18 protein-coding genes are annotated in these 21,136 nt (G+C 50.3%); all 18 read right to left on the bottom strand.

The features are described 5' to 3' along the window. Window positions 1–136: 136 nt before the first annotated feature. The 18 genes from ftsZ to DWY63_RS09340 all read right to left on the bottom strand — a co-directional run bounded on the left by ftsZ (window position 137) and on the right by DWY63_RS09340 (window position 21,126). On the bottom strand, window positions 137–1,318 hold the full coding sequence (ftsZ, locus tag DWY63_RS09425; protein WP_055219889.1) for a cell division protein FtsZ: 1,182 nt from the start codon (window positions 1,316–1,318) through the stop codon (window positions 137–139). Window positions 1,319–1,503: 185 nt separating this feature from the next. Further along, on the bottom strand, window positions 1,504–2,451 hold the full coding sequence (locus DWY63_RS09420) for a cell division protein FtsQ/DivIB (RefSeq protein ID WP_117760483.1): 948 nt from the start codon (window positions 2,449–2,451) through the stop codon (window positions 1,504–1,506). Continuing rightward, window positions 2,448–3,713, bottom strand: coding sequence for a UDP-N-acetylglucosamine 1-carboxyvinyltransferase (gene murA / locus DWY63_RS09415; protein ID WP_117801957.1), 1,266 nt, complete (start codon window positions 3,711–3,713; stop codon window positions 2,448–2,450). The genes DWY63_RS09420 and murA overlap by 4 nt, the downstream gene beginning before the upstream one ends. 84 nt (window positions 3,714–3,797) lie before the next feature. Continuing rightward, window positions 3,798–4,880 (bottom strand): FtsW/RodA/SpoVE family cell cycle protein, encoded by a 1,083-nt coding sequence (locus DWY63_RS09410; protein WP_117509641.1) that lies wholly within the window; start codon window positions 4,878–4,880, stop codon window positions 3,798–3,800. A gap of 64 nt (window positions 4,881–4,944) precedes the next feature. Then, on the bottom strand, window positions 4,945–6,312 hold the full coding sequence (gene murD, locus DWY63_RS09405) for a UDP-N-acetylmuramoyl-L-alanine--D-glutamate ligase (RefSeq protein WP_055226952.1): 1,368 nt from the start codon (window positions 6,310–6,312) through the stop codon (window positions 4,945–4,947). Between the two features lie 19 nt (window positions 6,313–6,331). Next, a complete protein-coding gene (gene mraY, locus DWY63_RS09400; RefSeq protein WP_055226954.1) occupies window positions 6,332–7,288 on the bottom strand; it encodes a phospho-N-acetylmuramoyl-pentapeptide-transferase in 957 nt (318 codons plus the stop codon). A 249-nt stretch (window positions 7,289–7,537) separates the two neighbouring features. Next, entirely contained in the window at window positions 7,538–9,262 is a 1,725-nt protein-coding gene (locus tag DWY63_RS09395; protein ID WP_117801956.1) for a peptidoglycan D,D-transpeptidase FtsI family protein, read from the bottom strand. 82 nt (window positions 9,263–9,344) lie between these two features. Then, entirely contained in the window at window positions 9,345–11,399 is a 2,055-nt protein-coding gene (locus tag DWY63_RS09390) for a peptidoglycan D,D-transpeptidase FtsI family protein (RefSeq protein ID WP_055226958.1), read from the bottom strand. 74 nt (window positions 11,400–11,473) lie between these two features. Beyond that, on the bottom strand, window positions 11,474–11,983 hold the full coding sequence (locus DWY63_RS09385; RefSeq protein ID WP_022461068.1) for a hypothetical protein: 510 nt from the start codon (window positions 11,981–11,983) through the stop codon (window positions 11,474–11,476). A gap of 29 nt (window positions 11,984–12,012) precedes the next feature. Next, entirely contained in the window at window positions 12,013–12,951 is a 939-nt protein-coding gene (gene rsmH / locus DWY63_RS09380) for a 16S rRNA (cytosine(1402)-N(4))-methyltransferase RsmH (protein ID WP_022461069.1), read from the bottom strand. A gap of 29 nt (window positions 12,952–12,980) precedes the next feature. After that, window positions 12,981–13,412 carry a division/cell wall cluster transcriptional repressor MraZ gene (gene mraZ / locus DWY63_RS09375; protein ID WP_022461070.1) on the bottom strand — a complete coding sequence of 144 codons (432 nt, stop codon included), beginning with the start codon at window positions 13,410–13,412 and terminating at the stop codon, window positions 12,981–12,983. A 323-nt stretch (window positions 13,413–13,735) separates the two neighbouring features. Then, window positions 13,736–14,611, bottom strand: a complete 876-nt coding sequence (lgt, locus tag DWY63_RS09370; protein WP_022461071.1) for a prolipoprotein diacylglyceryl transferase — start codon at window positions 14,609–14,611, stop codon at window positions 13,736–13,738. A 28-nt stretch (window positions 14,612–14,639) separates the two neighbouring features. Continuing rightward, window positions 14,640–15,737 (bottom strand): redox-regulated ATPase YchF, encoded by a 1,098-nt coding sequence (gene ychF / locus DWY63_RS09365; RefSeq protein WP_022461456.1) that lies wholly within the window; start codon window positions 15,735–15,737, stop codon window positions 14,640–14,642. A 124-nt stretch (window positions 15,738–15,861) separates the two neighbouring features. Continuing rightward, window positions 15,862–16,515 (bottom strand): thiamine diphosphokinase, encoded by a 654-nt coding sequence (locus tag DWY63_RS09360; RefSeq protein ID WP_147343065.1) that lies wholly within the window; start codon window positions 16,513–16,515, stop codon window positions 15,862–15,864. A gap of 34 nt (window positions 16,516–16,549) precedes the next feature. Beyond that, window positions 16,550–17,233, bottom strand: coding sequence for a ribulose-phosphate 3-epimerase (rpe, locus tag DWY63_RS09355; RefSeq protein ID WP_022463156.1), 684 nt, complete (start codon window positions 17,231–17,233; stop codon window positions 16,550–16,552). Window position 17,234: 1 nt separating this feature from the next. After that, complete coding sequence (gene rsgA, locus DWY63_RS09350; RefSeq protein WP_055219788.1) at window positions 17,235–18,119, bottom strand: ribosome small subunit-dependent GTPase A; 885 nt, start codon at window positions 18,117–18,119, stop codon at window positions 17,235–17,237. A gap of 2 nt (window positions 18,120–18,121) precedes the next feature. Further along, window positions 18,122–20,389, bottom strand: coding sequence for a Stk1 family PASTA domain-containing Ser/Thr kinase (gene pknB / locus DWY63_RS09345; RefSeq protein WP_117801954.1), 2,268 nt, complete (start codon window positions 20,387–20,389; stop codon window positions 18,122–18,124). After that, the gene (locus DWY63_RS09340; RefSeq protein WP_022463152.1) at window positions 20,383–21,126 is read right to left on the bottom strand and encodes a Stp1/IreP family PP2C-type Ser/Thr phosphatase; all 744 of its coding nucleotides are present in this window, start codon (window positions 21,124–21,126) and stop codon (window positions 20,383–20,385) included. The genes pknB and DWY63_RS09340 overlap by 7 nt, the downstream gene beginning before the upstream one ends. Window positions 21,127–21,136: the final 10 nt, after the last annotated feature.

Raw genomic sequence — 21,136 nt, 5'->3', positions numbered from 1 at the left:
TAGACGGAAGGGGGTGAATTTTTTGTCGTTTTCGGAAGAATGACCTTCTTTTTTGATCAACAAACTTCGACACGCCGCAACATTTTCGGTCTGCGGCGTGTCGAGGTAAATTCGTTATTTGCTTATTATTCTTTGCTTATCTGCGGTTTCTTAAGAAATCCGGGATCTGGATGTCCTTTTTCGGAACATTGCTTGTCATGGTCTGCTGAGCCTGTACCTGCGGCTGCACCTGAACCTGTGGCTGCGGCTGTACCGGAGCGGAAGCTTTCGGAGCAGTGTGTACCGGAGCGGCTGCCTGTGCAGAGAAGCTGCTGCTGGAAAATGCGCTCTTTCTTGCATCTGCCGGCTCTTTGCGGGATACGCTTGCCTGTTTCGCCGTTGCATCGTTGAGACCTGTTGCGATAACGGTGATCTTCGCTGTATCGGTAACAGAATCATCATACATAGCACCGAAGATGATGTTTGCATCCTCTCCAGCCAGATTCTGTACGTAACTTGCAGCATCGTTTGCATCCATAAGGGAGATATCTCCGGAAATGTTGATGATAACGTGGCTTGCACCCTCGATGGTGGTCTCAAGCAGCGGACTGGAAACAGCCTGCTGTACAGCCTCGAGCGCTTTGTCGTCGCCCTTTGCCTCGCCGATACCGATGTGGGCGATACCCTTGTCGGTCATAACGGTCTGAACATCTGCGAAGTCGAGGTTGATGAGTGCCGGCAGGTTGATCAGGTCTGTGATGCCCTGTACGGCCTGCTGCAGAACCTCGTCTGCTTTCTTTAATGCCTCCGGCATGGTTGTCCGGCGGTCTACGATTTCAAGAAGTTTGTCGTTCGGGATCACGATCAGGGTATCTACGTTTTCCTCGAGTTTTTCGATTCCCATCAGCGCATTGCTCATACGGGTTCTTGCCTCGAATTTGAACGGTTTTGTTACAACGCCGACAGTCAGAATGCCCATTTCTTTTGCAACGCCTGCTACAACCGGTGCTGCACCTGTTCCGGTTCCGCCGCCCATACCGCAGGTGACGAATACCATATCAGCGCCTTCCATGATCTGTTTGAGCTCTTCGATGCTCTCCTCGGCTGCTTTCTCTCCAACCTCAGGTTTTGCTCCTGCGCCCAGTCCCTTGGTCAGCTTCTCGCCGATCTGGAGAATGGTAGGTGCCTTACAGAGGGTCAGCGCCTGTTTATCGGTGTTGATTCCAACGAATTCAACGCCGCCGATGGATTCCTCCACCATTCTATTTACAGCATTATTTCCTGCACCACCTACACCGATTACGATAATCTTTGCAGATGATTCTGCCTCATTTGTCATGATCTCTAACAATTTCAACTTCCTCCTTTTGATTATGAACTGCTGTCTATCTCAAAATAGTCTGATATTCTGATGGTCATACATAAAGATATAATATAATTTCTTCGGAAAATAATCAACTGTTTTTTTCGTATTTCATAAAAAATTCAGGATTATTGCGTTTTTTTGACGGCTTTCCTTTCCTCTTATACATCTTTCGAGAAGACAAAGCTGCTGTCGCCGTCCTTGTAATCCTCCATATGGAGTTCTCCGGAAAGACCGGAAAGGCTCGGCAGGATTGCTGCTACGCGCGTCATCTTTTCTTCTAACGCCGTATCGGTTCCAAGCAGAATCCGCACGGTATCATAGTAATGCAGAATAATTTCGCTGTTCTCATTAAATTCCACACTGTCCGGCGTGATATTGTATTTCTCCGTCATTCTCGTAAGTGCGAGCATGGTGCGGAAAACTGCCGGTTTTTCAACCGGGAGCTGCTTGTTCACGGTCACATAGTCAAACGTAAGTCCTGTTACAAGCGGAACATCGGAAAGGGTCGGCTGAAAGTCTGTCGTTGTCACACGTGCACTTTTAATCGTATCCGCCGAGAGCGCACCGTCGGACGTACTGCTTTCGGATGCTGTGCCATCGGATGATACGCTTTCGGATGCAAGCGACTCACTCGTAAGAGATCCATCCGCACTCGTTCCATCGGAGGCGGTTCCGTCGGAAGGCTCACCCTCCGCAGGTGTTTCCTGCTCCTCGTCCACGCACTCCAGCACGATGCCGTTCTTGTCAAAATAGACCTTCTGGCCTTCGTACTCGACATAACCGACCACTTTTTTCTCATTTACCTGGATGCAGATGGTGTCATAGCTTACAAACGTAAACTCCACGGAGTTCATAAAAGGAATATCGCTCATATCAACCTTCGAATGAAACGTCGTAAGAAGCACCGTGTTTTTCATCCACTTGTCGTCCGCGACCATCTCTTTGATTTCATCTTTTGTATACCGGGTGTTCCCCGCCACCTGGATATTGCGGATTTTGAACACATTAAAAAACAAGGCACCTGCAAGGCCGACGCCAAGCACCACCCCGGTCAGAATCCGTATTTTTCTGTTTTTCTTCTTTTTTCTGTTTTTTTTCTGTCTCATATTTCTTTTTCTACGATAATCTTGGCTCCGAGTTCCCGGAGCGTTTCTGGAAACCGTTCATACCCCCGCTCAATCAGTTCTGTCTGCCGGATTGTGGAAAATCCTTCTGCGGCAAGCGCCGCCGATACGAGTGCCGCGCCGCCCCGAAGATCCTGGGAAACAACTTCTGCACCGTGCAGACGGCTTTTTTCGGCCGTCAGCCATTTTCCGCAGATCTGCAGCGTACCGCCCATTTTCTGCAGCTCCTCTGCCGTCCGGAGGCGGTCCTCAAATACATTTTCACAGATACAGCTCTTTCCTTCCAGCGTCATCGCTGCCGCCAGATACAGCGACTGCAGATCCGTCGGAAAACCGGGATATTCCTCTGTCTCCACGTACGGAACAGCATGCTGCACGTTTTTGCTGTCTGCTACCAGTGTACCACTCTTCCTTGTATATTGTCCACCTATTTTCTGATAGAGGGACAGAACCGCCCCCATTTCGTCCAGCGGCGCGCCGGAAAGCGTCAGGTGCCCCCGCGTCGCCGCGCCCATCAGAAGATACGTCCCTGCCGCGATCCGGTCACCCGGAACACGATACCGGCAGCCGGACAGCAGTCTCTTTCCCCGCCTTCCGTAAACGGTAATCTGCTCCGTCCCCTCGCCGGTAATCTCCGCTCCCATGGCCTTAAGAAACCGGCAGAGATGAACCACTTCCGGCTCCCGCGCACAGTGCTCCAGCTTTGTTGCACCTTCCGCTCCGACAGCAAAAAGAACCGCATTTTCCGTCGCCCCGACGCTCTTTTTCGGAAAGCAGAGCACGGCTCCTTTCGGATGATCTGCCTTTGCCCGAATGGTGCCGTCCTCCTCGAAGACCTCGGCTCCCAGAAGCTCCATTGCCCTCTGATGCAGGTCCGTCGGCCGCTTTCCGATCCGGCAGCCGCCGGCCCCTGCAAGGTATGCCTCCCCTGTCCTTGCAAGAAGACTTCCCAGAAACAAAAGAGAGGCGCGCAGTCTCTTCGAAAGCGCTCCCTCCACACGGCTTTTTTCGATCTTTTCACAGTTCAGGTGGAGCGCATTCCTCTCCCACCAGACTGTTCCGCCAAGGCTTCTTACAATCTCCGCCATATCCTCCACATCGGAAATCTTCGGGCAGCCTTCCAGCACGACCTCCTCTTTTGTCAGAACCGCCGCCGCGATCATGGGAAGAACGGCATTTTTGGAACCCTGGACTGTTACCGTTCCGCAAAGCCGCCTTCCGCCGAGAATCTGATATACTCCCACCTGTTCTCTCCCATCCGGCCTCTCTTTTTACGGTATGCATTACACTCCCGTTTTGTTCCCGTTCTGCAGCGCTTTTCCGCCTTTTTAATCGGTGTCCCTCGAGACCGACAGGGCAAGCCCCATCTCGCCGAGCAGAAACAACACGGAGGTGCCGCCGTAACTGATAAAAGGCAGCGTAATGCCGGTATTCGGAATCGTATTTGTCACAACCGCGATGTTCAGAATCACCTGAAGCGCAATATGCCCCATAATTCCGCCCGCAATCAGTGCTCCGCCAAGATCCCGCGCATGGATCGAAATAACCATCAAGCGCCAGATCAGCACCGCAAACACGGCGATCACCAGGCAGGCGCCGAACAGTCCGCCCTCCTCACAGATAATCGAAAAGATCATATCATTCTGCGCTTCCGGCACAAAGCCAAGCTTCTGCAGGCCTTTTCCAAGCCCGCAGCCAAAGATTCTCCCGCTGCCGATCGCATAGAGTCCCTGAATGGTCTGGAACCCCTTCTCGTACGCCTCCGGGTTGCGCCAGATGGCAAGGCGTTCGAGGCGGTAGCTCTCCATCATCAGAAAAACGGCAATAAACCCGATGCCGGCGCCTCCGATTCCGAGAAACGGCAGGTAGCCCGGATGTGAAATAAAAATCAGAAATGCACAGATTCCGAGCAAAATAATCGCCGTACTTAAGTTATTGCTTCCGACAAGCGCTGCAATCGGCAGGGTGCACAGCACCGCCTTTGTCATAAACCAGAGACTGTCGGACCGGCCTTTCGTGTGCTCCATCACCCAGGGCAGGAAGAGAATCACCGCCATCTTGGCAAATTCCGAGGGCTGGAACGATAAGGGGCCAAGCTTTAACCACCGCTTCGAGCCGTTGTACTCACTTCCGAAAAAGAGCACCGCCGTCGAGAGCGCAAGGGAAGCCGCATAAAACCACGGTGCCAGTGCAAACAGCCGCCGGTAATCTATTTTTGCAACCGCATACATACCGATCACACCGAGCGCACTTGCAAAGAGCTGCTTCTTGAAATAATAAGCCGGGTCATGGAATCTGACCCGGCCGTTATACGCGCTGGCGCTGTACAGAATCACAAGGCCAAGGCCAAGCAGAATCCATACCGTCACCAGCAGCGTCCCATCTATTTTTTTCTCTTTTTCCTTCCGCATCCGCGCCACACCCGCCGTTCGCTCTTTTTCAGCTTATGCGGGATAGTTTCCTGATATGACGTTTTTACAGTGCTCTTACGTACTCCTTAAACAGCTCACCGCGCTGCTCATAGCTCTTAAACTGATCCCAGCTTGCGCAGGCCGGGGAAAGAAGAACCGCATCCCCTGCATTTGCCTTGTCGTGGCAGATCTGTACGGCTTCTTTTAAGTTGTCTGCCATGATAATGTCGTTGAATCCGACGTTTCTTGCCGCTTTTGCGATCTTCTCTTTCGTATCTCCGATCAAAACCAGGAAACGTACCTTTCCATCGAATGCCTGAATCCACTCTTCGTAGGTGGACTGCTTGTCGTAGCCGCCGCCGATCAGCAGAGTCGGGCGGTTCATCGCCTGGATGCCTTTGATGGCCGCATCCGGATTCGTTCCCTTGGAATCGTTGTAATATGCCACGCCGTCCTTCTCGCAGACATACTCGATGCGGTGCTCTACCCCTGCAAACTCCTGAATGACTTTGCGGACAGTTTCCATCGGCACGCCTGCATGAAGTGCCATCGCAGAAGCAACCATGACGTTTTCAAAATTATGTAGGCCGAGCAGTTTTAAGTCGTCGGTTCTGGTCAGAAGCTCCGTCTCGCCGTTCTTTGCAATGCGGATTTCGCCGTCCTGATAATAGATGCCGTCCTTTAACGCACGCAGACTCGAGAAGTACATCACCTGTACTTTCTTCTCTGCCATCAGTTTCTCGCCGAACGGGCGCAGGATTTCGTCCTCATAATTCAGCACACAGAGATCATCCATCGTCTGATTTTCGGTGATACACTCTTTCACGCGGATATACTCTTCCATCGTGTGATGGCGGTTCAGATGATCCTCGGTAATGTTTGTGATCGCACTTGCCGCCGGATGGAACTCTTTGATGGTTTCCAGCTGGAAGCTGCTGATCTCGGCAACCGTTACGGTATCATCTGTCGTGTCGAGTGCCGCGGATGTGTACGGGGTTCCGATGTTTCCGACCACTTTTACTTCCGGCTGATATGCTTTCATGATCTCGCCGAGCAGCGATGTTGTGGTGGTCTTTCCGTTAGTACCGGTAATCGCAAGCACTTTTCCGCGGCTTACCTGATACGCCAGCTCCACTTCACCGATGACCGGGATCTCTTTTTCTTTCATTTTAAGGACAACCGGCAGATCCGTCGGAACGCCCGGGCTTAAAACGACAAGATCAAGGCTGTCGAGCATCTCCTCCGGGAGCTCGCCTAAGACAACTTCCACGCTGTCACGGCTCTCTAATTTTTTTAAGATTTCTTCTTTTTCGAGTTTGTCATTTCCATCGTAAAGAACGACAGAAGCACCTTTCTTGTGCAGCAGCTCCTCCGCTGCAATTCCACTCTTTCCGGTTCCGAAAACCAGTACTTTTTTTCCTGCGAAAATCATGTTTGATTACCTCCATATTTTAAAGCCCCATCAATGCGATCAGGCATAGTATCGCTGTGATTGTAGCAAACACCGTCACAATCTGTGTCTCCGACCAGCCCATCAGCTCGAAATGGTGATGGATCGGCGTCATCTTGAAGATCCGTTTTCCCTTCGTCAGTTTGAAGAATGACACCTGCAGGATCACAGAGAGAATCTCCATCATATAAATGAATCCCACAAGCGGCAGAAATAAGGGGAGACGTAAGAAACACGCCATTCCCGAGACGAAACCGCCGAGTGCCAGACTTCCGGTATCGCCCATAAAGACGCGGGCAGGAAATACATTGAATACCAGAAACCCCAGCAGACTCCCGATAACCGCAAGCGGGGACGGGGAAACACCGTTTCCGAGGCCGATCGATGCCACGGAAAAGAAAACAGCATTTAAAATCGTCACACTCGCCGCCAGTCCGTCAAGGCCGTCGGTAAAGTTGACACCGTTGACCGTTCCAAGAATCACAAAGGCGAGAAACGGAATCGTAAAAATCCCTGCGTCCAGCTCTTTGCCTGGAAGGAACGGAATGCGCATCCGGAGGGAAATTCCGGAAAAACGCGCCAAATACCACAGAAAGACTGCTGTAATCACTGCCTGCAGTGCCATTTTCTGCTTCGGGTACAGCCCGTCGCTGCGGTGCAGCACGACTTTCAGATAGTCATCGAGAAAGCCGATCAGGCCAAAACCAAGCGTCAGAAACAGCACCGGAACCACTTCCGCTCCCTCTTTCCGGAAAAGGAGGGAAACTGCGGTAAACGCCGCCAGAAACATCACGCCGCCCATCGTCGGGGTTCCCGCTTTTTTCTGGTGGCTCGGCACACCCTCTTCCCGCTCCTTCTGCCCCGCTTTGACTTTTCGCAGAAACGGGATCAGAACCGGCCCCAGCGCCAGGCTGATGCCAAAGGAAAGAAGAACCGGCAGGATCATTTCTCTTTTCATAGACGCACCTCTTCCTTTTTGTACGGATTGTGTACGGAACAGGCATGTCAAAATATTTTCTCCAGCCTATTCAGTATATAGCTTTTTGTTCTGTTTCGCAACCTTCTTTTATAATCCAAGTTACGGTTCGCTCAGCAGTGAAACACTTGCTGTTTCGCTGCGTAAGAAAGTGATTCAGGTGTGAGCAGCCCTCCTTTTGCGAAGCAAAACTTTAAATGAGGGCTGCGAAGGACACAATTCTCAGGTTTCCTAAGAATTGTGTCCAATACCGAGATACGGAAGTACATTGGAAAAGATATCGCGGATCACCGGCGCGCAGATCGTTCCGCCGTAGTAGACGCCCTGCGGATTGCGGATAATGCAAAGCCCCAGCACCGTCGGATGCTCCGCCGGGGTGAAGCCGAGGAATGAGGAAATATAGCGGTTGGCGCTCCGCGGAAGTGTCTGCGAGGTTGCCGTCTTTCCGCCGATGGAATATCCCTCGAGGTACGCATTCTTTCCAGACCCTTCTGAAACGACGCTTTCCAGAATTTCGCGCACCGTCCTGGAAGTTTCTTCCGAAAGAACCCCTTCTTTTTCCGGAAAATTCAGATGCTTTACAACATTTCCTTCTTCATCGAGCACATCCGTTGCGACATGCGGTGTCACCATTTTTCCACCGTTGACGAGCGCAGAGACCGTCGCCGCCAGGCGGATCGGCGTGATCTGGAAGGACTGGCCGAATGCCATCGTCGCAAGCTCAACCTCTCCGATGTTTTCCTCCTTGTGCATAATCGTCGATGCCTCGCCCGGCAGATCGATCCCCGTCTTTTCCATCAGACCGAAATTCCGGAAGTAATCACAGAACTTTTCCACACCGAGCCGCAGCCCCACTTCAATGAACACCGGGTTGCACGAGTTCTGCGCGCCCTGCACGAAGTTTTCGGCTCCGTGTCCCGTCCGCTTGTGGCAGTGGATCCGGCGGTCCTCCACGATTTTGTAGCCGGGACAGAAAAACGAATCGTTCGGCGACACAACGCCCTCCGAAAGTCCCGCCGACATCGTGATGATCTTAAAGGTAGATCCCGGCTCGTACGTATCGTTGATGCAGGCATTCCGCCACATCTGGTTCAGCAGATCCTGAATTTCTTTTTCCGAAAGTCCCGTTGTATCCTGCTGCAGCGTGAACGGATCGTTGAGGTCGAACTCCGGCACATTGACACAGGCATAGATTTCTCCGTTCTGCGGATTCATAAGAAGAATCGAGACGCTGTCCGCCTGTTTTTCTGCCATCGCCTTTTCCGCTGCCTGCTGGCAGTACGCCTGGATATTGACATCCAGGCTGACCTTTAAGTCCCTTCCCGCCACCGGCTCCTGGCGGCTCTCCCCGATGCCGTTCTGCTCAATCCCGCGCGCATCCGTTGTCGTCAGGATTTTTCCGTTGATTCCTTTTAAAATTTCCTCATATTCCACCTCCAGTCCGATGATGCCCTGATTATCGCCTCCGGTGAAGCCGATAACGCGCGACGCCAGCTTCCCTTTGGGGTAATACCGCTTGAAATCCTCATCCACTTTTACCCCCGCGTATCCGTACGACCGGATGGTATCACCCGTCTCCTTGTCCACATTCGTCTTGACACGCTCGATTGAAGACCGCTTCTCCACGCGTTTCCGCGCCGTCTCCTCCGAAATTCCAAGCTCTTTTACCAGCATCGCAATCACCGCCTCCGGCTCCTCGATCTGGCTGTGGATCACGGAAATCGTACAGACCGTGCGGTTTGCCGCGAGAACTTCCCCGTTTGCATCAAGAATCCGGCCGCGCGCCGCCTTGATCCCGCGCTCCCGCTCGTGCAGATCATCCGCCTTCTCGGAATAATAGACGGACCGGAACACACACAGATACACCAGCCGCCCGGCAAGTCCGACCATCATTCCCATGCAGAGTACCCACAGAAGAACCGTCTTTTTCCGGTGATACGTTTTGTTTTTACGCATAGAATACCCCATAGCCGAATCCATTATGATAACACTATATGGAAACTGCTATGGGGTTATGTCTTTTGTTTTTTATGTTTTTTTACTCTTCATTGATGAGATCCAGCTCGGCGTTTGTCAGACCGCCGTTCTCGATATTGCTGTTTTCAGCACTGTTTTCCGTATCGTCTTCCTGTACCGGTGCCGCTACGTTTGGATCATCCGTTCCGGTCTCGGAGCCTTCGCCCGTCACACCGTCCGTATCATCCGGGAATACGTTCAAATACGGCAGCAGTTCTGTGTAGATCTCTTTTACGATCTCCTGTGCCAGCACACTGTTCGCCTGATTTTCTACATCCGGCTCGTCCACAATCGCGTAAACAACAGCTTTCGGGTTTTCTACCGGTGCAAATCCGATAAAGGAAACGAGATATTTTCCATTGCCTCGCGGATACTTCTGTGCAGTACCTGTTTTTCCTCCCATCGTGTAACCGGCAACCTTTGCACTCTGGCCGCTTCCATCAGTCACGACTCCCTGGAGGAAACTTCTCATTTTATCGCTGATTTCCGCGGAAACCGTCTGACGCACCAGATTCGGCTCATTGCTCTCAACAACAGCTCCTGTGCTGTCCGTGATCGTCTTCATCACATGCGGCTGGTAATAATTGCCTCCGTTGATCAGAGAGGAAAACGCAGCTGCCTGCTGTACCATCGTCACGGTATAGCCCTGTCCGAATGTACTCGTTGCAAGCTCGGTCGGTCCCATGGTATCCTCCGTGTGAACCAGGCCGTACGCCTCACCCGGCAGGTCAATTCCTGTCAGACTGCCGAAACCGAAAATATCCTGATAGCGGAGAAATTCCGCTGCTCCCATCTTCTGTCCGATCTGCATCATACCAGCGTTGCAGGAGTTTTTCAGTACATCGGCCGGTGTCTGTACGCCATGTGTTCCCGGATAAGCTCCGCAGCGGATCATCTGCCCTGCAATCGTCTCAAACCCCTCACAGTCAAACAGGGTATCATCATCGATTACATCGAGGGAATATGCCGCCGCCACGTTCATCGGTTTTGCCGTGGAACCTGGCTCGTATGCATCGGAAATACAGTAGTTTTTCCAGATGGCACTCAAAGCCTCCATTGTCTCGTTATCGTTCATCGCATCAATTTCTTCCTGCGAATAGAACGGTGTCAGATCTCTTGGATTGTTCAGGTCATACCAGTCGGAAGAATCCATACCAAGAATCTCTCCATTGTTCGGATCCATCACGACAACGCCGATATTCTTTGCTGCTTTTGTCTGACGGTTCGTCTCAGTGTCCGATTCGTCCGCGCCGTTCTGGACATGAATCCGCTCATTGTAATTCTCGATCGCCGTGCGGATGATCTTCTGAATATTTACATCAATCGTCGTAACCACGTTTTTGCCCGGCTGCGCCTCGATGATCGTCTGTTCCATATCCGCATCTTCGTTGTAATAGCCGAACTGGCGGCCATTCACGCCATTTAAGATACTGGAATAATACCCTTCGATTCCCCAGTCTGCCGTGTCTCCTGAATACGTAAAGCCGATCAGATCGCAGGCAAGTGAATTTAACGGATACGTTCTGTGGTAGGATTCCTCGAACCAGACGCCGCGGATGTTGGCACGGTATGCTTTTTCCGCCTGCTCATTCTCATCGAGCTCCTTGTTCTTTTTGTCCGCGTACTCGTCCACATAGGCCTCAAACGCTTTTTTCGCGTCCATCGAGACCTCTCTGGCGAGAACCTGGTACTGGCTTTCTTTTGTCGTTTCGCCGGTCAGACGATCCCGGATATCCGTCTCGTCGAGTCCGAAGTATTCAACCAGTGCTGCTACGGTCGGATCGACGTACGGATGGGTATCGTTCTTTTCTTCATCTTTTACCGTCGTATTGGCAAGTTTACAGTCGAGAATAACGTTGTAAACCTTCTCACTCGTTGCCAGAATCGTTCCGTTCCGGTCGGTGATACTTCCCCGCTGGAATGGAATTGTCCTGCTGTCGTAGGACTGCTGCGTCTGGCTTAAAACCTGTCTTTCGTATTTTTCTCCCTTTGTGGCATTCACATACGTAATGTCAATCGCTAAAGCAACAAAAACCAGCATCACTCCCAAAAAGAGTGCTACCAGTTTTCTGCTCATACGCCCACTTGTCTTCCGTCTCCGGAATGCCCCGCTTCGTTTTTTATTTTTTTTCTGTTTACTCACGTTTTCACCTATTTCGCATCCGGAACATCCTGATACTGTCTCACATAGCTGTTTTCTGAATCATCGAAATAAATTACCTGGGACTCATCTGCATATTTCATGCCGAGCCGGTTCTGTGCTGCTTCTTTGACTGCCTCAAGATCTTCGGAGGCAACCGTTGTATTGTAATAGGCGTCATTGTCCGCCTTCAGATCGCTCAATTCTTTTTCTTTGCTGGTAATGTCTTCCGCCTGCGTGGTAACCACGGTCTGCAACTTGACATACGCAACACACGCCGCGATACACAGTGTGCAGACAATGGCAAGAAAAACAGCGTAGCCCGCGCTGATCTGTGTCGCCCGTGCCCGGTTTCTTCTTGTCTGGCTGCTCACACCCGATTTCAGAGGCCGTGCTTCTTTTGGTGCTTCCTGCGGCTGTGCTGCAAGACGCCGTACCGCACTTCCGTCCTCAAACGTATCTGGCGTATAACGTTTCGTTCTATCTGTCGAATTTACCCTTCCATCTGCCCGTCTGGCCATAACTTCTCTGTCTCCTTCGTGCCGAGCCGTCACACTTTTCGTTCAAAGACGCGCAGTTTTGCGCTCTTGGAACGGGGATTTGTTTCCATTTCCTCTTCTCCCGGCAAGATCGGTTTCCGAGTTACTACGGTTCCCTTGGACTTCTTTCCGCATACACAGACCGGAAATTCCGGCGGACACGTACATGGATGCTCGTTTTTTCTGAAAATGTTTTTTACGATACGGTCTTCCAGAGAATGAAAGGTGATGACACAAAGTCTTCCACCGTCATTTAAGAGATCAATCATGCCGTCCAGTGACTCCGACAGAACGGTAAGTTCCTGGTTCACTTCGATACGGATTGCCTGAAAGGTTCTCTTGGCCGGATGGCCGCCCGTCGCCCTTATTTTTGCCGGAATCGAGCGCTTGATGATTTCGATTAACTCCCCAGTTGTTCGAATCGGCGCCTGCTGCCGGCTTACGCATATATTGTGTGCAATTTTTCTTGCAAAACGCTCTTCTCCATATTCATGGAGAATACGCGAAAGATTCTCTTCACTGTAATCGTTCACGACTTCGTACGCGGAAAGAGCATTTCTCTGATCCATCCGCATGTCCAGCGGAACATCCTCACGGTATGTGAATCCACGCTCTGCATTATCCAGCTGATAGGATGAAACTCCAAGATCCAGCAGGATTCCGTCTACCCCGGTGACTCCGATTTCGGCAAGACGCGGAACCATATCGCAATAATTGCTGCGGATAATCGTGACCTGGTTCTGAAATGGTTCCAGGCGTTTACCCGCAGCAGCTATCGCAGCTTCGTCCTGATCTATGCCTATTAATCTCCCCGTGGCAGATAAGCGCTCACATATATGACTGGAATGTCCAGCGCCTCCCAACGTCCCGTCCACGTAGATTCCGTCCGGTTTTATCTTAAGGTTTTCAATGGTTTCATTCAGTAATACTGATGTATGCGAAAATTCCATGGTCATCTCCTGTATCCCAACGAAACAGATCAGATCACAATGCCCATCTCTTCCATTGATTCGGCGATGGCATCCATATCATCATAATTGCTGTTTTCGTTCCATTTTTCCTTGCTCCAGATTTCAATCCGGTTGATATTTCCGGTAAGGACTACATCTTTTTCCAGACCAGCAAATTCCCGCAGCGTTGCCGGTACGAGAATCCTCCCCTGCTTGTCCAGTTCACATGACGTAGCACCTGCTACAAAGAAACGGGAAAAAGTTCTGGCGTTTTTGTTTGTAAGTGGTAAGGCTCTCAGCTTCTCTTCAAAGGCAGCCCATTCGTCGTTTGGGTAAATGGAAAGGCATCCGTCCAATCCCTTCGTCAGTACAAACTCTTCTCCCAGCTGTTCTCTGAACTTGGACGGTATGATCAATCTTCCCTTCGCGTCAATCGTATGACTGTACTCTCCCATGAACATAATGAAAACCCTCTTATCACCTGAAATGGCGGTCTCCCCACGCACCACTTCATGTATCGCGCCGCAGCCAGACTGCCACATCCGCTCCACAACGCACCACTTTTCACCACTTTCTACCACTTATATTTTTATTCTATATCAACTCAGGGAAAATAGCAAGGTCTTTTTTCTATTTCATTTTTAAGATTTTCCCCAAAATGCAACATTTTTATGCGCATTTTCCGCCTTTTTTATACCAATTTTGTATCAAAAAAGAGAAAACCTTTTTTGCCGGTTTTCCCCTTTTCTGTATTTTTATTCTGTTTTTTTCACTGGTTTTATCCTTAAGAATGGGCTGTCTCCCCACCGGATGATAATTTTTTTCGTTTCCATACCACCAAGATGGTACATCCCACCACAAGGCACCCCGAAAGGAGCTGGGAAACCGGAAGTCCCACCACCGGAAGCAGAAGCTGGTCGGTGCGGAGTCCCTCGATCCAGATTCTTCCAAGGCCATATCCTATCAGATACATCAGGAACACTTCGCCGTTAAATTTTTTTCTTTTCCGAAACCAGAAAAGAAAAAGCAGGACACCCACATTCCATAAACTTTCATATAAAAAGGTGGGATGCACCTGAATATACTCGACGCCGTTTACCGTCACCACATGATCCCACATTTTCTGTGTGATTTCATTGGCACGGACCGCGGAAACCGGAAGCTGCATCGCAAACAGGTTGTTAGTGTAGTCACCGAATGCCTCACGGTTAAAGAAGTTTCCCCACCGTCCCATAATCTGACCGAACACGATGCTCATGCTCGCGGTATCCATCAGAAGGCTGAAGTTCTGTTTCTTCTTTCTGCTGTAAATCACCACCGCAATGCAGGCACCGATGATGCCGCCGTAGATGGCAAGTCCGCCTTGGCGGATGTTGAAAATACTCAAAAGATCATCCTTATAATAGTCCCAGGCAAATATAACGTAGTAAATCCGCGCCCCGAGAATACCGGCTGCGATGCCGATCATCGCAAGATCGAGGTACTGCTCCGGGTTCTGCCCTGTCCGCTTTGCCTCTCTTTGGGCAATCCAGATCGCAATCATCATACCGGTTACGATCACGATGCCGTAATAGGCGATGGAAAATCCGAAAATACTGATGTTTTTTCCCACATGGTCGAGATAGATCCCGAGATTGGGAAAATTAATTTCCATATCCATAACTTATATTCTCTCTTATTATTACTTATCAAACGTTGAAACGGAACAGGATGACATCGCCGTCGCGGACAATGTAATCTTTTCCTTCCATACGCACAAGGCCTTTCTCTCTTGCTCCTGCGTAGGAACCGCAGTCGAGCAGATCCTGATAATTGACAACCTCGGCTTTGATGAATCCGCGCTCGAAATCGGTGTGGATTTTTCCGGCTGCCTGCGGTGCTTTTGTTCCGACTTTGATGGTCCATGCACGGGTCTCATCCTCTCCTGCTGTAAGGAAGCTCATGAGGCCGAGCAGACGGTAGCTTGCTGCGATCAGTTTTTCCAGGCCGGACTCGGTAAGACCAAGATCCTCGAGGAACATTTTTTTCTCATCCTCTTCGAGTTCGGAGATTTCTGCCTCGATCTCGGCGCAGATGACGAATACTTCGCTGTTGTGCTCTTTTGCATATTCGCGGACGGACTGTACATAGGAGTTGTTTGCGCCATCGTCAGCGAGATCATCCTCTGCTACGTTTGCTGCGTAGATGACCGGTTTGCTGGTCAGCAGGTTGTACTCTGCGATCCATTTCTCCTCGTCCTCGTTCTGCAGCTCCATCAGGATGGCATCTTTTCCGTCCTCGAGCAGTTTTTTCAGACGCTCCTGGAATTCGAGCTCTTTTGCTGCCTCTTTGTCCATTCTTGCAGATTTTGCAGTTTTGGAAATACGGCGCTCGAGTACCTCAAGGTCGGCGAAGATCAGCTCAAGGTCGATGGTCTCGATATCACGGAGCGGATCAATGCTGCCATCTACGTGGATAACGTTTGGATCCTCGAAGCATCTGACAACGTGAACGATAGCATCTACCTCACGGATATTGGCAAGGAACTGGTTTCCAAGTCCCTCTCCTTTGGATGCACCTTTTACAAGACCTGCGATGTCAACGAACTCGATGACAGCCGGTGTTACTTTCTTGGACTGATAGAAATCTCCGAGCTGCTGCAGACGCTTGTCCGGAACCGGCACGATGCCGACATTCGGGTCAATGGTACAGAACGGATAGTTTGCGCTCTCTGCTCCTGCTTTGGTCAGGGAATTGAAAAGTGTACTTTTTCCGACGTTCGGAAGGCCCACGATACCTAATTTCATAGTAATCTATATCTCCTTTGTTTTTATTTTTCGCTTCTTTTTCTGTTCGGGTTCTTTTTATGCACAAAAAGAGCCCAATGCAACTATAAATTATAGCACACGGGCTCTTTGATTTCAATGGATTTTAATCTCTTGACTGTACCATCAGAAGAATGCCGCCCTCGTACGATACATGCGCGGTCTCCTCGACGATCTCATTGCTCACGCACAGACCACCCGAACTATTCGGCAGATAGTGATGGTCGAGCGGGTAGGCGAAGCCCTCCAGGGTGATGGATGCGACTTCCTTTTCCAGCGGGAAGAACGAAACGTACTTTCCGAACTGCTCTTCTTTCCGGATTTCAAACGAAGTTTCCACCGGAATCGTAATCAGATTGCGGCTGTCCACGATGTAAGCCGGAATTTTCTTCTCCCATGCCGTTTTCAGGTTCTGCACAATACTTAAGAAATGGTCAAGTCTTCCTCCTGTTGCTCCGAGGATCGTGATTTCACTGCTTCCCAGAACAATCGCCTGCTGAAATGCGATGTCCGTGTCCGTATTGTCCTTCATGGGATTAAATTCCCGGATCGGTGCGACATGGTTCTCCTTGTAATAATTTAAAATCTCCGGAGATAAACTGTCAAAATCTCCCAGAATATACGTCGGCATAATCTGGTAATGGTAGCAGAACTCCAGTCCCCGGTCTGCTGCCAGGATAATATCAAACTGCTGTTTCTGAAGATATGGGAAGGCAAAATCCGGTTCGATCATCCCTCCCGAAATAATACATGTTCTCACGTTTCCCTGCCTCTTTTTTCTGTCTTTTTGTATCTTATTCTGCCTTTTTGCTGTATGAAGAAATTTTTTCCTGCAGCTCGCGCACGTTCTGCTCGATGTTGCTGCCAAATACAGCAGAGCCTGCCACGATGATGTTGGCACCTGCCGCAAGGACTTCATCGATGGTCGCGCGGTTGATGCCGCCATCGACCTGAATGTGCACATGCTCCAGTCCCTTTTCATCCAGCATTCTGCGGAGCGTACGGATTCTCTCCGTCGACTCCGGGATATACTTCTGGCCGCCGAAGCCAGGATAAACGCTCATAATCAGAATCATTTCTACCTGATCCATCACGTCCGTAACCGCAGAAAGCGGCGTATCCGGATTTACGGCAACTCCGGCATCTGCGCCTGTTTCATGAATCTTTTTCACGGTTTCTGCCAGATCGCGGCATGCCTCCGCGTGAACCGTGATCATATCCGCCCCGCAGCTTTGAAATTCTTCTACGTACCGCTCCGGGTCCTTTACCATCATATGAACATCAAAATACAGACTGCTTTCTTTTCGGATCGACTTTACCACCGGCATTCCAAACGAAATGGATGGTACAAACATTCCATCCATAATATCGATATGAAGCCACCGGCACTCTGCTTTCTCTACCCTTTGGATCTGTTCTCCGAGACGGTTGAAGTCTGCGGATAAAATAGAAGGTGCCAACTGATATACTCGGCTCATGCTAGTATCTCCTCTTTTCCTGTTCTTTCAGTTCTTCATAGAACATGGTATAGTTTTCAAATCTTTCTTTGCTGATATTTCCCTGTTCCAGTGCCTCTTTGACGGCACAGCCCGGCTCTTTTCCGTGGATGCAGCCGAGGAAACGGCATTTTCCTTCGTACGGATGAAATTCCGGGAAAAAGTTTTTCAGCTCCTCTTTTTCCATATCGGTTGTATAAAGCGAGCTGAACCCCGGCGTATCGCACAGATACGTCTCATGGTCGATCGGGATCATCTGGGAATGGCGCGTCGTGTGTTTTCCTTTTTTCAGCTTTTTGCTGATCTCTCCGGTCTCCATCTGGATTTCTTTCTGCATCCGGTTTGTGATCGAAGATTTTCCGACGCCGGACGGACCGGCTACCACCGTTGTTTTCCCTTTCAGGTATGCTTCCACTTCCTGCATGCCCTGCTCTTTCGCTGCACTCACCGTAAAGACACGGTAACCGCAGTTCTCATAGACGCTTCGCAGATGGTCTGTGTAATCTTCCCCCGCAAGATCTCTTTTATTGAAACAGATTGCCGTCGGAACGTTCTGCTGTTCCATCATCACAAGAAAACGGTCCAGAAGCGTCAGGTTCGGGGTCGGATTTTCCAGCGCAAAAATCACAAGCGCCTGATCGATATTGGCCACTGCCGGACGGATCAGTTCATTCTTTCGCGGCAGAATCCGGGTCATATTTCCTGTTTTTTCCGCTTCATCCAGAATCTCGATTTCCACAAGATCTCCGACGAGCGGTTTCTGGCCTTCCTTTCGGAAAATTCCTTTTGCTTTGCACTCATAAATGCCGGATTCTTCTACGTCTACGTAGTAGAATCCGGCAATTCCTTTCATAATCTTTCCTGTCATACTCACCCTTCACTCAACGGAACCGATGGGTACTGTGCAATTGCCTGATAACTTCCGCTCGAATCCATCTCATAGAAGACGATTCTTCCGGTAGAAGAAGCAGACGATGAAGCACTCCAGTTGGTGTTGACAGAATACGGCCAGCTCGTAATGGCCTGTCCGTCCATGATGGTGATGGAGGTCTCGTTTCCGTTTCCATCATCCTGGATCAGCTCAATTTTTGCAATACCACCCTGATACTGATCCGGCGCACTTAAGGTCTGGCTGCAGGACCAGGTAACATCCGTAGCGGTATTTGCGCCCGGCTCGGCCGGTGTCGGGGTCGGTGTATTTTCATCCGGCGTTGTTGGCTGTGCACTTGGGCTGTTGACATAAATCGTAACGTCCGAACCTTTCTTCACTTTGGTTCCGATTGCCGGGTCAACCTCCATGACTTCACCCTCGGCCACCTTGCTGCTGGTTCCTGTTTTTACAATAATATTGAAATCGCTCAGGATTGATTTTGCAGTTTCCTCATCCAGACCGATAACATCACGGATTGCAATCTCTTCCGCATCCTGTGATCCCTTGCTGACAACGAGGGTAACGGTGGATTCCGGTGCAACCTGGCTTCCTTCGGCCGGATCAACGGAAATTACATATCCTTCGGCAACCGTATCGCTGAAATCCTCCGTGGTAGAAACCTGAAGTCCAAGCTGGGTCAGAGCAGCGCTTGCAGCGTCTTTCTGTGTTCCCACAATACCGGTCGGAATCGTTACGGTTTCTTTTCCGGAGCTTACATAATACGTAATCGTTGCATTTTTATCAACTTTCGTTCCCGGTGTCAGATCCTGACGGCAGATCTTTCCTGCCTCAATGACATCCGATGCCTCGGTTCCGCCATTGACTACGCCAAGCTTCAGGCTGTTTGCCAGTGTGGCTGCATCTGCCTCTGTTTTGTTTCTCAGATCCGGAACGGTTACTTTTTCCTCTTCTTTGCTGCTGGAAGAAACAACTTCCGTGCTGCTCGATGATGATGCAGAACCAGAAGAAGCTGCGGTCGGTCCTTTTCCGCCGACAATGCCGGCTGCCTGTGCGATGAAGTAGATCAGCATGCAGATGATGATGGCTGCAATCGCAAAACCGCCGATCGTAATGATCTTCTCAAGTTTGTTTCCGGCTTTGTCATCGTCATCCTCATCGTCGTAATAGGAATCGTCGTCATCCTCATCGTAGGAATCGCGGTCATCCTCGTCTTCGTCCTCATCCTCTTCTTCTTCGTCCTCGTAGCTGTAATCTTCGTTCTCGTCCTCATCCTCGATCTTGCTGTAGCGCTTGCGGGCCGGCTCCTCTGCCGTCTGCGCATTTGCTTTTGCTGCTGCGCCGGAACGGATCTGGCTTAATTCCTCTGCGGATACCATAACGGTCTCGGCGTGGGAGCTTAACGGAGTTACTTTTACGAAGTTGCCCTGCGGCTCCATCAGCGAATGCTTCAGGTCATCGATCAGCTCCGCCATGTTGTTGTAACGGCGGTCCGGGCTCTTCTGGGTACATTTTAAGATGATCTGCTCCAGTGCGAACGGAAGGTTCGGGGTATATTTGGATGGAGATTCAATCTCCTCCTGTAGATGCTTGATTGCGATGGCAACGGTGGTGTCGCCGTCAAACGGCACTCTTCCGGTTACCATCTCGTACATGGTGATACCAAGGGAATAGATATCACTCTTATAGTCCGAATATCCGCCGCGCACCTGCTCCGGAGAGCTGTAATGTACGCTTCCCATAACGTTCGAACTGATCGTATTGGAAGAAGTTGCCTTTGCAATACCAAAGTCGGAAAGTTTTACTTTTCCGTCTGTGGAAATGATGATGTTCTGCGGTTTGACATCGCGGTGTACAATATTGCGGTTGTGTGCTGCTTCAAGACCAAGGGAAACCTGAATGGCGATGCTGGTCGCCTCTTTTACGCTCAGTTTTCCTTTGCGGTCAATGTAATCCTTCAGAGTAATTCCCTCGACAAGCTCCATGACGATATAGTAAACGCCGCGGTCCTCCCCGACATCGTACACGTTTACAATATTCGGATGGGACAGTCCTGCTGCGGCCTGTGCCTCCGTGCGGAACTTGCGGATAAAGGTTTTATCCTCCCGGAATTCCGGTTTTAAAACCTTGACGGCCACCATGCGGTTCAGCTTGTGGTCTTTTGCTTTGTAGACATCAGCCATACCGCCGGAACCGATCCGGCTTATGATCTCATATCGTTCTCCTAAAATAACGCCCTCTTTTAACATTCTTTCACCTCGTTTGTAAATGGTTCAACGACAATGACTGCGATATTGTCTCTGCCGCCATTTGCATTTGCTTTATCAATTAAACGTTTCGCCTTGTCCTCACCGTCTTCTCGGCAGATGAGTTCGAAAATCTCCTCATCCGTTACCATGTTGGAAAGGCCGTCCGAGCACATCACCAATTGATTGCCCTCTTCAAGCTGAATGTCAAAGAAATCAATCTTTACGGTATCCTGTGTGCCTACTGCTCTGGTAATAATGTTTTTGTCCGGGTGATTCCGCGCCTGCTCGGGAGTGAGTTCTCCAAGGCGCACCATCTCTGCGATCAGGGAATGGTCCTGCGTCACCTGGTCAAACGTGCCATCTGCTGCCAGATACAGCCTGCTGTCTCCTACGTTTGCAACGTAGGCATAGTTGCCGACAACCGTAGCTACTACCATCGTCGTACCCATGCCTTCCATGGATATATCTCGTTTTGCCTGCTCAAAAATCTGGCTGTTTGCTGCTTCAATTCCATGCCGAATGATCCGCACCGGGTTGAAATTCGTATCCCTTTTTACAGATTCCACCAGTACAGAAACACCGTAACGCGAAGCAAAATCGCCCGCGTTATGGCCTCCCATGCCGTCTGCAACGACAAAGAGGTTCGGAAGGTTTCCGACCGGAGAGGCGGAGGCAAACACAAAATCCTGGTTCATCGTCCGTTTCTGTCCGATATCGGTTGCAGAAAATACCTTCATGCTTTTTTCT

The sequence above is a fragment of the Blautia sp. AF26-2 genome (genome assembly GCF_003460955.1).
In the GTDB taxonomy this organism is placed as follows: Bacteria; Bacillota; Clostridia; order Lachnospirales; family Lachnospiraceae; genus Fusicatenibacter; species Fusicatenibacter saccharivorans.
The sequence above is the reverse complement of the archived record's forward strand: the minus strand, read 5'-3'. Positions and strand labels throughout refer to the sequence as shown.

Bases quoted from the DNA above. Each gene is read 5' to 3' on its own strand.
- ftsZ (WP_055219889.1), bottom strand. From the start codon at position 1,318: ATGACAAATGAGGCAGAATCATCTGCAAAGATTATCGTAATCGGTGTA.
- DWY63_RS09420 (WP_117760483.1), bottom strand. From the start codon at position 2,451: ATGAGACAGAAAAAAAACAGAAAAAAGAAGAAAAACAGAAAAATACGG.
- DWY63_RS09410 (WP_117509641.1), bottom strand. From the start codon at position 4,880: ATGCGGAAGGAAAAAGAGAAAAAAATAGATGGGACGCTGCTGGTGACG.
- murD (WP_055226952.1), bottom strand. From the start codon at position 6,312: ATGATTTTCGCAGGAAAAAAAGTACTGGTTTTCGGAACCGGAAAGAGT.
- mraY (WP_055226954.1), bottom strand. From the start codon at position 7,288: ATGAAAAGAGAAATGATCCTGCCGGTTCTTCTTTCCTTTGGCATCAGC.
- DWY63_RS09395 (WP_117801956.1), bottom strand. From the start codon at position 9,262: ATGCGTAAAAACAAAACGTATCACCGGAAAAAGACGGTTCTTCTGTGG.
- DWY63_RS09390 (WP_055226958.1), bottom strand. From the start codon at position 11,399: ATGAGCAGAAAACTGGTAGCACTCTTTTTGGGAGTGATGCTGGTTTTT.
- DWY63_RS09385 (WP_022461068.1), bottom strand. From the start codon at position 11,983: ATGGCCAGACGGGCAGATGGAAGGGTAAATTCGACAGATAGAACGAAA.
- rsmH (WP_022461069.1), bottom strand. From the start codon at position 12,951: ATGGAATTTTCGCATACATCAGTATTACTGAATGAAACCATTGAAAAC.
- mraZ (WP_022461070.1), bottom strand. From the start codon at position 13,412: ATGTTCATGGGAGAGTACAGTCATACGATTGACGCGAAGGGAAGATTG.
- lgt (WP_022461071.1), bottom strand. From the start codon at position 14,611: ATGGATATGGAAATTAATTTTCCCAATCTCGGGATCTATCTCGACCAT.
- ychF (WP_022461456.1), bottom strand. From the start codon at position 15,737: ATGAAATTAGGTATCGTGGGCCTTCCGAACGTCGGAAAAAGTACACTT.
- rpe (WP_022463156.1), bottom strand. From the start codon at position 17,233: ATGAGCCGAGTATATCAGTTGGCACCTTCTATTTTATCCGCAGACTTC.
- rsgA (WP_055219788.1), bottom strand. From the start codon at position 18,119: ATGACAGGAAAGATTATGAAAGGAATTGCCGGATTCTACTACGTAGAC.
- pknB (WP_117801954.1), bottom strand. From the start codon at position 20,389: ATGTTAAAAGAGGGCGTTATTTTAGGAGAACGATATGAGATCATAAGC.
- DWY63_RS09340 (WP_022463152.1), bottom strand. From the start codon at position 21,126: ATGAAGGTATTTTCTGCAACCGATATCGGACAGAAACGGACGATGAAC.